Consider the following 13357-nt stretch of genomic DNA (forward strand, 5'->3'; position numbering starts at 1 on the left):
TTTATTAAATGTATATCAATCAGATTACCGGCGCAGGAGTTTTCTGTATCGGAAAGATATTGTAATCAGCGGGTTACCGCTTAGTCCCTTGTCAAATGCACCTCCACACCCGCCCCACGGCAGTCGGCTCCCATAGGAGGATTGCACTTTGTGACACTCAAATCGACACTTTCCAATGCCGGAAACTCGGCGAAAAGAGCCTTCCCGATACGTCCGGCGACATGTTCCAGCAATCCAGACGGGCGCTTCATCTCGCGCTTCACGACTTCAAACACATCCGCATAACTAACGGTATTATCCACATCATCGGTCAGCATGGCATGCGTAATGTCGTATCCCACACGCACATCGACAACAAAATCCGCCCCAACCGTCGTCTCCTGGGGCATCACCCCGTGACTGGCATGAAAACGGATACCGTTCAAATAAATATAACTTGATTGCAATTTCATTATTCTTATGATTATAAACGAGATTTCAATAACCGGTAATCAAGTGTCTGTGATGAGAAAAACTCGTTTGAAAATGATTTGCGGAGTATTGGAATAACTGAAAGTTCGGAGCCGGTAGTGGGACATGCCGGATAAAGGCATTATTAATCAATGGCGCTCCCACTACCGGCACCGAACTTCCAGTTATTCCAATATCCCAAAAACCATTATCCGCAACGCGATGCCCCGCAGTTCTTGCATATCAGGCAGCCCTCCTGATACAGCAGCGTTTCCTGTCCGCAATTCGGGCATTTCTGTCCTTTTGCCTCCGTACCGTCCACGATATACTTTTTAAGCGCGCGCTCAACACCGTTTTTCCATGTGTTGATGCTTTCGCTTTTGAGCTGAAGTGAGCCTACAAGCTTTATGACATGGTCTATCGGCATACGGTAACGGAGCACTCCACTGATGAGCTTGGCATAATTCCAGTACTCGGGATTGAACTTCTCGCTAAGTCCCTCTACCGTCGTCTTGTATCCCCGCTTGTTTTCAAACTGGAAGTCATAACGCTTGTGCCCGTCCTCGCTTACGCTCTTCACAATCTTTCCTTTGGTAACGGTCTTGGGCAACACTATACCTTCCTCATCGTCTTGCAATCCCGTGAATATCTCATACGGATAACCGTTGAGCAGTCCGACAAACGCCACCCACTTCTCCTTATTATTCTGGAAGCGCACCACATCGCATTCAAGCGTCCGCGGCCTTACCTCGGTAACCTCAGGATGCTTGCACGGCTTAGCGTCTCCGTCGGCTGTATGCCCGTCTTTCTTCTTGTCTTTCTTGGATACGGAAATCATTACTCCCGCACGGCTGCCGTCACGATATATCGTGCAGCCTTTGCATCCCGAGCGCCATGCTTCCACATAAAGACGGTTTACAAGAGCCTCGTCCACGTCATTGGGCAGGTTTACCGTCACGCTGATAGAGTGGTCCACCCATTTCTGTATCATGCCCTGCATGCGCACTTTCATGAGCCAGTCCACATCATTTGCCGTGGCCTTGTAATACGGCGACTTGGCTACAAGCTCGTCTATCTCGTCCTGCGTATACCTCTTTGCCGTGTCAAGACCGTTCACTTCCATCCAAGTGAGGAACTTATGATGGTATACGATGTATTCCTCGAACGAGTCTCCTACCTCGTCCACAAAATCCACATGCACGTCCACATCGCCCGGATTGACCTTGCGGCGACGCTTGTATACCGGCATGAACACCGGCTCTATACCGCTTGTGGTCTGAGTCATGAGGCTTGTCGTGCCGGTAGGTGCGATTGTAAGGCAGGCAATGTTCCGGCGACCGTATTTCACCATGTCTTCATATAACTGCGGATCGGCCTCTTTCAGGCGCATGATGAAAGGATTTGCCGCTTCCCTTGCCGCGTCGAACACTTCGAAAGCGCCGCGTGTCCTGGCCATGTCTACCGACGAACGGTATGCCGAAAGGGCCAACTGCCTGTGTACATCGACAGAGAAGTCGGTTGCCTCTTGTGTGCCATAACGCAGGTTCATAGCCGCCAGCATGTCGCCCTCGGCCGTTATTCCGACACCCGTGCGTCGTCCCATACCGCTCTTTCGCCTTATTTTTTCCCAAAGATAAAGCTCGGCCCCTTTCACCTCTTCGTTCTGAGGATCGCATCCTATCTTTTCCATTATGGCGTCTATCTTCTCCAATTCGAGGTCTACGATGTCGTCCATTATGCGTTGCGCCGCGGCCACGTGCTTGGCAAACAGCGCATAGTCGAAACTCGCCTCAGGGGTGAAAGGATTGCGCACGTATGAATACAGGTTTATTGACAGCAGCCTGCACGAGTCGTAAGGACATAGCGGTATCTCTCCGCATGGGTTTGTAGACACCGTGCGGAACCCCAGGTCGGCATAGCAGTCGGGGATGCTCTCACGCAATATCGTATCCCAGAAGAGCACTCCCGGCTCGGCACTCTTCCATGCGTTGTGCACTATTTTCTCCCACAACGCTTTGGCGTCGATCTCTTTTTGGTAGTCGGGTGTGGCGCTGTCTATCGGAAACTTCTGCATATACGGTTTGCCGTCTACCGCCGCCTGCATGAATTCATCGTCGATCTTGACTGATACGTTGGCGCCCGTCACCTTGCCCTCGGTCATCTTGGCGTCAATGAAAGCCTCGCTGTCAGGATGCTTTATGCTCACCGACAGCATCAGGGCGCCGCGCCTACCGTCCTGCGCCACTTCACGTGTCGAGTTGCTGTAACGCTCCATGAAAGGCACGAGACCCGTTGAAGTGAGCGCCGAGTTGTTCACCGGAGACCCTTTCGGACGTATGTGGCTAAGGTCGTGCCCCACTCCGCCGCGACGCTTCATCAACTGTACCTGCTCCTCGTCTATCCGCATTATGGCGCCATACGAGTCGGCATCGCCATCGAGACCGATTACGAAACAGTTGCTCAGCGAGGCCACCTGATAATTGTTTCCGATACCCGTCATAGGGCTTCCGGCAGGCACTATATACTTGAAGTGGTCGAGCAGCTCGAATATCTCCTGTGCCGACATCGGATCGGCGTATTTCTGTTCTATCCTTGCTATCTCATTGGCTATGCGGCGGTGCATGTCTTCGGGCGATTTCTCATATATGTTTCCGAAGCTGTCTTTCATGGCATACTTGTTCACCCACACACGGGCCGCAAGCTCGTCGCCGCCAAAATATTTCTTTGAGGCCTCGAAAGCCTCGTCGTTACTGTAAGTTTTCTTGTTGTCCATTACGGTGATATTGATTTCGACCGACAAAGATAACTACTTTATTCGATACGGCAAATAATTTTCACGGAAAACTTTTTGCTCCTCACGAGGCGATGAAATCATCCGAAAAAGGGAACCGAATGGCTTTGCGAAAGACGGTTGACGTACTTAAAAAGAAAGCCGTGAAGATGCCTGCATTTGCATTGTCACACTTTTTTCACTACCTTTGCGCCATCAACTAAAACAATCAATAAATCATGATTAAAAAATTCTTCAAATGCCTTGTGCCGCTTGCTGCGCTGACGGTGATAACCGCAGCTGCCCAAGCCACATGGAACGACACTGCCGACGGTTTCGGGGCTATACGCAACGACGCTTTCCGGCACACAACCGACGGCAGTCCGCTGTTCAGTCACGGCGGCGGAATATTCCGCTTCAAAGACCCTGATACTGGCACAGACAAGTACTATTGGTACGGCGTGCGCTACCGAGGGTCGAAAGAGTACATGGCCGACCCGTCTGTGACTGTCGAGCACGCCGTATTCGACGGAGTGACATGTTACAGCTCGACGAACCTTACCGACTGGAAGTATGAAGGCGACGTGCTCGACATAAACGAGATTTCCGCCCACGAACATGTGTCGTGGGTCGGACGGCTCGGCGTGGCATATATAGACAGCATGCGGTGCTATTCGCTAATAGTGCAGTGCGGCAACGGAGTGCTGTTCACCACATCCCCCACTCCCGCCGGCCGTTTCCGCTGGCAATGGAAGCGAGACATGACCGCCACCATAGGAACCCCGAATACCGGCGACCAGACTGTGTTCACCGATGAAGACACCGGCCGGTCTTACCTCGTCTACTCATACGGACGCGGGCGAAACAAGATTTACATATCTGAAATCGGCGTAAGGGGTGACAGCATAGACCTGCTTGACTGCACAAAGATATTCCACGGGGCAAGCCGTGAAGGCAACTGCATGTTCAAGTACAAGGGTCGTTACTACATGTGCGCGTCCAACATATACGGCTGGGACGGCTCTTACGCCTATTACCTCATGGCCGACGACATACGCGGCCCCTACACGCCGACAAACGACATGCAGATAATGCCGGGATGCGAGGCCGACTACGCACACGTGTCGCAGACGGGATTCTTCTATACCGTGCGGGGCACGAAGCAGGAGACCGTAATTTACTGCGGTGACCGGTGGGCGTGCTTCGCCGGCAACGGCCTCGGCTATAACCAGTGGGTGCCTCTGTCGTTCGACAACGCCGGCAAGCCCTACTTCAATTCGCTGTCCTCATGGTCTCTGAACGAAACTACGGGAGAATGGCGGGTTAACTCCGACAACAATTATGTGCGAAACGGCAGTTTCGACGCCGACCGCCGACGGATACCCAATCCAGTGAAACCGCGGCAGGAACATCTGCTCGGCTGGGACACAGAGATAATCAAAGGCCGTGACGTGGCTGTAGACGACAGTCTGTCGCCGAAACTCAACCACCCCAACAGTCGCGACGACCGCCGCCACGTGACAGGCGAGTTCAGCCTATGTATCAGCGACGGCGAGGCTTTCACACGCCGTGTTTCGCAGGTGGTCGAGTCGTCTCCATACGTGCCACTGCCCGACGGCATATATACACTCAGCGCAAAGGTGCGCCGCACAGGCCGCTTCTCACGGCTGACAATGTATGCCGAGAGCGGAGGCCGCAAGACCGAGCGCAAGATAAAACCGTCGGCCAAAGAATGGACGACCATATCCATTGACAATATAAAAATAAGCGGGAACCGCGCCGTGGTAGGCTTCTATGCCGACGGAGATGCTGGAGCGGAGTGCCTTGCCGACGATGTCGTGCTGACACCGAGACACTGAACATGACGAGAGCATTACTCAACAGTACATTCAGGTAAGGGTCAACGGCATTACAGAATTAATTTACAAAAAAACGACGATTCATGATTTTTCAAGGTTACCACACCTTGCAAAATCATGAATCATTTTTACATTCATATCAGTTTTTTCAACTTTTACGGCTTTGTAAAGGCTCCGGCACGAAAAAGCGGAAAAACGGTAAATATCTGGTTTTCTTCATATTGTCCTGCATTTGGATACCCGTTGCAACGCATTTAGTATCCCGTTGGAGTGCAACGAGCGTCCCGTTGCACTCCAACGGGTATCCAAATGCAACGCAAAAAGCCATAAAATTCGAACCAACGGGATACTTATTGCCTCAAAAAAGGATTACCAACTGATTTCGACTGGCATATTTTCATGCTCCCAAACGTTTTTTTCGTCCGGAAATGACATAGAAGACACACTCTTTTTTGTCACTTTACTATACAATACGATACCACTGACTGTAAATATTTACTACTTCAGATTCGGAAATCCGGAGTAACCGCACACGCTTTTCACCACTTCCCATATCCTGTATTTGTTTCTGATTACAGAACAGCCCACCATTTGTGGCCAAGCAGCCAAAATACATATTGCATCATACAAAAGAGAAAACGCCACAGCCTACGTGTTATCCGATCGCAAAGGTGCTTTGTAACACCATCCGGACGGATATTTCATTTCAATAAACGCACAAATGAGAAATACGCCCAAACAGGGTTGTCCCGTATCGAAACCCGTTCCGAGCTTTAAAACTGATAGCAGACATTTATGTTCGTTTTCACAATATCCAAAAAACAATTGGCTACCCATCGTACTAAAAAAACGTTAATTTTTAACTCTTTTTGCATCCGAAAACCATATCACAACGTCTATCATTCAAATGCGCCATATACGTCGGTCTAATGAGGCAAATCCATGTACGCAGGGCATCGGAAAGACACGACATGCGCTGATAACACAACGAATATTTTAATAACGTAAAATAAAGTTAACGTGTTTTAAAATCGGGGGGGGTAATTTCATTTACCCATAATTGTTTATCTTTGCACGAAGAAAGCGATAAAAATCTGCACAATGAAAGTCGCCGCACGCAAAAACGTGACAATATGTAAACCCTTAGAAAACGGACAGAACATCAAAAAAGACAATAATGAGAACAAAAGGAAAAATCATGCTCATGGCTATGGCGATGCTGTTGACAAGCATCTGCGCCATGGCACAAGCAGGAAAGACAGTTGAGGTAAGAGGTACGCTGAAAGACTCGCTTACCTCAGAAGGCGAACCTTATGCCACAATCAGAATCACGAAGAAAGGCAATGACAGCAAACCGCTGAAAATGGGCGTGACGGACAAGACGGGAAAATTCATCCTGAAAACATCCGGCACGGGCGAAATGACGATAACCATCAGTTCGGTGGGCCGCAAGCCGGTGGTAAAAGACTTCACCGTGAAACCGGCAGATAAAATCATAGACCTCGGAACGCTGCTCACAAGCGACGCAGGCAACGAACTGCAACAAGTGGTGATAAAATCGCAGAAACCTCTTGTAAAGGCCGACATCGACAAGATCACATATAACATGGAAGACGATCCCGACTCGAAATCGAACACGGTTCTCGAAATGCTGCGCAAGGTTCCGCTCGTGACCGTCGACGGAGAAGACAACATCAAAGTGAACGGAAAATCATCGTTTAAAGTATACGTGAACGGCAAACCGAACAAGATGATGAGCGACAACCCGACGGAAGTGCTCAAAAGTCTGCCGGCGAACTCGGTGAAGCACATCGAGGTAATCACCAATCCCGGCCCGAAGTACGATGCCGAGGGCGTGGGCGGAATACTGAACATCGTAACGGTGGGCGGCGGGCTCGAAGGATACACCGCCACGCTGAGAGCCGACGCACGGAACCAAGGACTGGGCGGAGGCGGATTCGGCACGGTGAAAAGCGGAAAACTGACCGTGAGCGCACGCTACAACTACAACCACCACGACAATCCGAAAAACTACTCGGAAACCCGACGCACCACGATAGGCGAGATTACGGGCAGCTCATCAGACCTCGCAACGTCAAGCGAGACCAAATATAAAGGCAATTCGCACTCGGGAAGCATCGAGGCGAGCTACGAGATAGACACGTTGCGGCTACTTACAATGGAGTTCGGACTATGGGGAAACAACAGCGACTCGCACACCCTTACCACATCACGCGGACTGATGCCCGGCACGGGGGCCGAGCTTTACTACGGACAGGCAACCGTCGGCGGTAACAACTCGCGCTTCTCGATAAACGGCGGCATAGACTACCAACGGCTGTTCAAGGTGAAAGACAGGATGCTGACACTGTCATACCGGGTGAGCACCAGTCCGAGCACGAGCGACTCATACTCCAAATACTACGACACGAGAGCCGCCGACCAGCAATGGCAGGATTTCGTCGACAAACTGAAAGAACAGCAGACGGACGGGAAACAGAACACGGCGGAACACACTTTCCAGGCAGACTACACCACGCCGATAGGCAAGGCGCACACAGTGGAGGCCGGAGTGAAATACATACTGAGGAACAACACGGCGGAAAACTACCGCCGGCAGAAAGATTTGGCCGACGGAGAGTTTGAAGACGATATGGACCACAGCTCGCACTACAAGCACCGCAACGACATACTCGCCGCCTACACGGGCTACGGACTGAAAGCGGGCAAATGGTCGGGACGGCTCGGACTGAGATACGAGCACACCCTGCAAGACGTCAAATACCTGCTTGGGCGGGGCACGGATTTCAGTAAAGACTTCGACGACATAGTGCCGTCGGCAAGCATCGGATACAAACTCACGGAAACATCAAACCTCCGGTTGGGCTACAACATGCGCATATACCGACCCGGAATATGGTATCTCAACCCTTACTTTGACGACACCGACCCCACATACATACGCCAGGGAAACCCCGAACTGACATCGGAGAAGACACACTCGGCAAACATCAGTTACAGCAACTTCGCCCAAAAGCTCAATTACAATATACACATCGGCTACTCGACGACGAACAACAGCATCGAGAGCGTATCGGAACTCGTGTCCGACCTGACACTCGTGGACAAGGGTTTGCAAAAGCCCACGGGGAAAGACGTGATATACTCTACATACAAGAACATCGGAAAGTCGAAAAGCCTGGACATCAGCCTGTACGCAAACTGGAACGCGACAAGTTCCACACGTATATATGCCAACACATATATACGCTACGCACACCTCGAAGACGGCATGACACTGCGCAACCACGGATGGTTCATGAACGCCAACGGAGGCATACAGCAAAGCCTGCCGAAGGAATGGCGGATAAGCGTCAACGGCTTTTACCAGTCACCGTGGATAATGCTCCAAGGAAAGGGCACCCCGTGGTTTGATTACAGCATAAACGTGAACAAGTCGTTCTTGAAAAAGCGACTGACGATATCGGCCTTCGCAAGCAACTTCTTCAATAAGTATGCCTCGACAGACTGGTCGGAGCAAAGCGCCAACTTCATGAGCCAAAGCACCCACAGAATGCAAAGGATGCGCTACGGGATAAGCCTGAATTTCAGGATTGGAGAGCTTAAAGCGAGCGTGAAGAAAGCCGAACGTACGGTAAGCAACGACGATGTCAAGAGCAGCGGAGAAAAAGGAGAGTAATATTTCAACAGGATAACACGAAACGCAGGGATCAAGGACGCGGACATGCTTTTTGAATAAACGGAAATCAACGGCTATACATTTGAATATGCATCATTTGTAAATCCAGAACAAACATATTCACATTTTATTCCGAATACAAAAGCATATCCGCGTCCTCAATCCCTATATTCCATATTCTTTCCAAAGAATAAAAAACATCCCCACCCGCCACACCATCCACTTTGCAACCGGGTTGCAAAACCATTGTCTTATTTTTGCATTCTAAATAATAAGACAATGGGAAATAGAGCATATTTATTTGTTTTCGCTTTATCCGGCATAATCGCTGCCGGATGCCACTCGGACCACAATGACCACAAAGAGCCGGAACATGTGGATGATAAAGAAAAGCACGCAGACGAGATTGTTTTCACACATGAACAGGCAGAAGCCGCAGGACTGAGAACGGAGACAGTAAAGCCGGCAGAGTTCCGGTTCGTAATAAAGACCGGAGGACAGATACTCGCAGCCCAAGGCGACGAACGGACAATAGCAGCCACGGCAAGCGGAATAGTGACATTCGCCAAGACCACGACAACGGAAGGAAGCGCTGTAAAAGCCGGTGAGACCGTGGTCGGCATATCGGCAAAGACACTGCAAGACGGTGATCCGGCGGTAAAGGCGAAAGCCGCTTACGAAGCGGCTAAGAAAGAGTTGCGACGTGCCGACAAGCTCGTCTCAGACAAGATAATATCGGAAAAGGAATTTGAACAAATCAGACTGGCATACGAGACCGCAAGGGCCGCATATCAGGGAACGGCCGGAAGCGTCACGGCAAAAGGCGTATCCGTATCTTCACCGATAACAGGGTACATCAAAAGCCTGCTCGTGAATAACGGGGAATATGTCAACGTGGGACAGGCCATAGCCGTAGTGTCTCAAAACAAACGGTTGACACTGAGGGCAGACGTACCGGAAAAAGACTTCAAAGACCTGCACTCCATCAAAAGCGCGAACTTCAAACCGGCATACGAAAATACCGCATACAGTCTCGACAGACTCAACGGACGATTAATATCATACGGAAGGACGGCAACGGCAAACAGTGCCTTTATCCCGGTTACGTTCGAGTTTGACAACATCGGAAGTTTCGTCGCCGGCTCATACGCCGACATATACTTATTGTCAGACAGACGGGATAACATCATCAGCGTACCATTATCGGCCATTACGGAAGAACAAGGCCTGAAATACGTATATCTGCAAGCGGGACACGACATATTCAGGAAGCGGGAAGTGACAACAGGCATGAGCGACGGAAAGCGCATAGAGATAACGAAAGGGTTGAAAACGGGCGACAAAGTAGTGACGACAGGCACTTACCAGGTGAAAATGGCTGCCTCGTCGACATCAATACCGCAGCACAGCCACAACCATTGATAATCGCAAAATAAAGAGCACGACATGTTAAACAAGATAATAAGACTATCGCTCAACAACCGTATGGCCGTAATCGTAGCTGCCGTGATACTGATGACTACAGGACTGTATACCGCCGAGAACATGGAAGTGGATGTTTTCCCCGACCTCAACGCCCCGACGGTCGTCGTGATGACCGAAGCCAACGGCATGGCGCCCGAAGAGGTGGAACGCCTCGTGACGTTTCCTGTGGAGACTGCGGTGAACGGAGCAACAGACGTGCGCAGGGTGCGTTCGTCGTCTACGACGGGATTTTCCGTCGTATGGGTTGAGTTTGACTGGGGAACGGACATATACCGTGCACGCCAGATCGTGTCGGAAAAGATTGCGGCAGTGAAAGAGGAACTGCCGGCAAACGTGAGCAGTCCGACGCTCGGCCCGCAGTCATCGATACTCGGCGAGGTTATGTTCGTGGCCCTGACGGCCGACACCACATCGCTGCAAGAGCTGCGAACGATAGCCGACAGAACCATAAGACCGCGCATACTCGCCACCGGCGGAGTGGCACAGGTGACGGTTCTGGGCGGTGAGATAAAGGAATATCAAATATTGCTGAGCACCGAAAAAATGCGCCACTACGGAGTGGGACTGGACGAAGTGTACCAGGCCGTGCAAGACATGAACCGCAACGCGGCGGGTGGAATTGTCAACGAATACGGTAACGAATACATAATAAGAGGCATCGTATCTACAGACGATGTGAGGGAAATAGGCAAAGCCGCCGTCAGGACAAGCACAGGCAGCGTCATACGCCTCGACAACATTGCGGAAGTAAAAGTGGGAAACAGCACCCCGAAGATGGGAACTGCATCACATGATACCAAACCGGCAGTGATGATCACCGTAACGAAACAGCCCAACACGGGAACCATCGGCCTTACGGAGAAAATAGACAACGCTCTTGCCGAACTTCAACAGACACTGCCCGGCGACGTGAAGATGTCTACCGACATATACAGACAGGAACGGTTTATCAACAACTCGATAGACAACGTCAAGAAATCACTGTATGAAGGAGGGTTCTTTGTGGTTATAATACTGTTTGTTTTCCTTATGAACGTCCGCACGACCGTTATCTCGCTCGTCACGATCCCGCTGTCTCTCGTGGTCTCAATACTCACCCTGAACCTGCTCGGACTAACCATCAACACAATGAGTCTCGGCGGAATGGCAATAGCGATAGGCTCACTCGTGGACGATGCGATAGTCGACGTGGAGAATGTTTACAGACGGTTACGGCACAACCGGAACTTGCCCATACAAGAACAACGGCCTGCACTGGCCGTAATCTTCGAGGCATCGAAAGAGGTGCGCATGCCCATTCTCAACTCAACACTGATTATCATCGTGAGTTTCGTTCCCCTGTTTTTTCTCACCGGTATGGAGGGCAGGATGCTCGCACCGCTCGGAATAGCGTTCATCACGGCTCTGTTCGCATCCACCCTCGTGGCGCTCACCCTTACTCCGGTAATGTGCAGTTATCTGCTGGGTGACAAAAAAGAAGGCGTAAAGACCGTCAAAGAACCGATAGTGGCGCGTAAACTGAAAGAAATATACTCAAAAGCGCTCGACAAGGCACTTGCAAACAGCAGGAAAGTACTTGTAGGCACGACGGTGGTTCTCATAGTCTCACTCGTGATTTTCGCCGGGTTGGGACGCAGTTTCCTACCGCCGTTCAACGAAGGCTCATTCACAATAAACATCAGTGCCATGCCTGGCATCTCCCTCGAAGAATCCGACAGGATCGGACGAAAAGCGGAAGAAATACTGCTCACCGTTCCCGAAATCAAGACCGTGGGCAGAAAGACGGGCCGGGCAGAGCTCGACGAGCATGCTCTCGGCTCGAATGTATCCGAGATAGAAGCCCCGTTTGTGCTCGACAAGCGTTCGAAGGATGAGGTGCTCCACGACATCCGCGACAAACTAAAAGCCATACCTGGAGTAAACATCGAAGTGGGAGCGCCGATAACACACCGCATTGACGCCATGTTGTCCGGCACTCAAGCCGGCATCGCGGTAAAACTGTTCGGCACGGATCTTAACAAGATGTATTCGATAGGCAACAAGATAAAAGAGAAAATCGAGCATATCGACGGTATAACAGACCTCAACGTGGAGCAGCAAGTGGAGTGTCCGCAGTTGAAAATAATTCCGAAACGGGACATAATGGTAAAATACGGTATTACCATGCCCGAGTTTACATCCGTCGTCAACACACTGCTCGCCGGCGAAACGGTATCTTCCGTATATGAAGGAAACAGGACTATAGATCTCGTCCTGAAAGTAAACGATGACAGCAGATCAACAGCCGAAAGGATAAAGAACATAATCGTGGACGTGAACGGAACGAATGTACCGCTGGGCAACATAGCAGATGTGGTGTCGGCAATGGGGCCTAACACGATAAACCGGGAGAACGTGGCACGCAAGATTGTAATATCGGCAAACGTATCCGGCCGTGATCTTATCGGAGTGGTAAATGACATAAAAAAGGAAATCGGTGAGAATATCACATTGCCCGACGGATACCACATAGAATACGGCGGACAGTTCGAGAGCGAACAGACAGCGGCACGCACACTTCTGGCCACATCAGTAATCTCGATACTAATCATTTTCATGCTGTTGTTCAACCAGTTCAAAAACGTCAGGCAATCGGTCGTAATACTTCTAAACCTGCCTCTGTCGCTAATCGGCGGCATACTGGCCGTGAGCATCACGGACGGCGTAATCAGCATTCCGGCAATCATAGGTTTCATATCACTATTCGGAATAGCGACACGAAACGGGATGTTGCTGATTGCACGCTACAACGATTTGCGCTCGGAGGGCATGAGCCTTACGGAAAGTGTGAAAACAGGCTCTGCCGACCGCCTGAACCCTATCATAATGACCGCCCTCACATCGGCACTCGCATTAATACCGCTTGTAATTGGCGGCGATCTGCCAGGCAATGAAATACAAAGTCCGATGGCAAAAGTCATTCTCGGCGGACTGTTTACATCCACACTGCTCAACGGTTTCATCATTCCGATAATGTATATAATAACCAACAGGAAACAGGCCGGAAAAGAAACGGCAACAACCGAACACCAATTACAATAATACAATAGAGAG

6 protein-coding genes are annotated in these 13357 nt (G+C 50.6%); 4 read left to right on the forward strand and 2 right to left on the reverse strand.

Annotated elements, in window-relative coordinates; genetic code table 11:
• Positions 1 to 80: 80 nt before the first annotated feature.
• Together folB and MoGM_RS11715 are read right to left on the reverse strand one after the other, a co-directional pair.
• Positions 81 to 452 (reverse strand): dihydroneopterin aldolase, encoded by a 372-nt coding sequence (gene folB, locus MoGM_RS11710; RefSeq protein ID WP_104370228.1) that lies wholly within the window; start codon positions 450 to 452, stop codon positions 81 to 83.
• 206 nt (positions 453 to 658) lie between these two features.
• Entirely contained in the window at positions 659 to 3223 is a 2565-nt protein-coding gene (locus tag MoGM_RS11715) for an adenosylcobalamin-dependent ribonucleoside-diphosphate reductase (RefSeq protein ID WP_104370229.1), read from the reverse strand.
• A 236-nt stretch (positions 3224 to 3459) separates the two neighbouring features.
• On the opposite strand from MoGM_RS11715, the gene MoGM_RS11720 reads away from it, so the two are divergent.
• The 4 genes from MoGM_RS11720 (at position 3460) to MoGM_RS11740 (ending at position 13345) form a co-directional block, all read left to right on the forward strand.
• Positions 3460 to 5079, forward strand: coding sequence for a family 43 glycosylhydrolase (locus MoGM_RS11720; protein WP_104370230.1), 1620 nt, complete (start codon positions 3460 to 3462; stop codon positions 5077 to 5079).
• Between the two features lie 1177 nt (positions 5080 to 6256).
• Complete coding sequence (locus tag MoGM_RS11730) at positions 6257 to 8779, forward strand: TonB-dependent receptor domain-containing protein (RefSeq protein ID WP_104370232.1); 2523 nt, start codon at positions 6257 to 6259, stop codon at positions 8777 to 8779.
• 279 nt (positions 8780 to 9058) lie between these two features.
• The gene (locus tag MoGM_RS11735) at positions 9059 to 10201 is read left to right on the forward strand and encodes an efflux RND transporter periplasmic adaptor subunit (RefSeq protein WP_104370233.1); all 1143 of its coding nucleotides are present in this window, start codon (positions 9059 to 9061) and stop codon (positions 10199 to 10201) included.
• A gap of 24 nt (positions 10202 to 10225) precedes the next feature.
• Positions 10226 to 13345 carry an efflux RND transporter permease subunit gene (locus tag MoGM_RS11740; RefSeq protein WP_104370234.1) on the forward strand — a complete coding sequence of 1040 codons (3120 nt, stop codon included), beginning with the start codon at positions 10226 to 10228 and terminating at the stop codon, positions 13343 to 13345.
• The last annotated feature ends 12 nt before the right edge of the window (positions 13346 to 13357 follow it).

It is taken from the genome of Prevotella sp. MGM1, from assembly GCF_002933775.1.
GTDB lineage: Bacteria > Bacteroidota > Bacteroidia > Bacteroidales > Bacteroidaceae > Prevotella.

Excerpts from the sequence above, each read along its gene's own strand:
- MoGM_RS11720 (WP_104370230.1), top strand. The coding sequence starts at position 3,460 with ATGATTAAAAAATTCTTCAAATGCCTTGTGCCGCTTGCTGCGCTGACG.
- folB (WP_104370228.1), bottom strand. The coding sequence starts at position 452 with ATGAAATTGCAATCAAGTTATATTTATTTGAACGGTATCCGTTTTCAT.
- MoGM_RS11740 (WP_104370234.1), top strand. The coding sequence starts at position 10,226 with ATGTTAAACAAGATAATAAGACTATCGCTCAACAACCGTATGGCCGTA.
- MoGM_RS11730 (WP_104370232.1), top strand. The coding sequence starts at position 6,257 with ATGAGAACAAAAGGAAAAATCATGCTCATGGCTATGGCGATGCTGTTG.
- MoGM_RS11735 (WP_104370233.1), top strand. The coding sequence starts at position 9,059 with ATGGGAAATAGAGCATATTTATTTGTTTTCGCTTTATCCGGCATAATC.
- MoGM_RS11715 (WP_104370229.1), bottom strand. The coding sequence starts at position 3,223 with ATGGACAACAAGAAAACTTACAGTAACGACGAGGCTTTCGAGGCCTCA.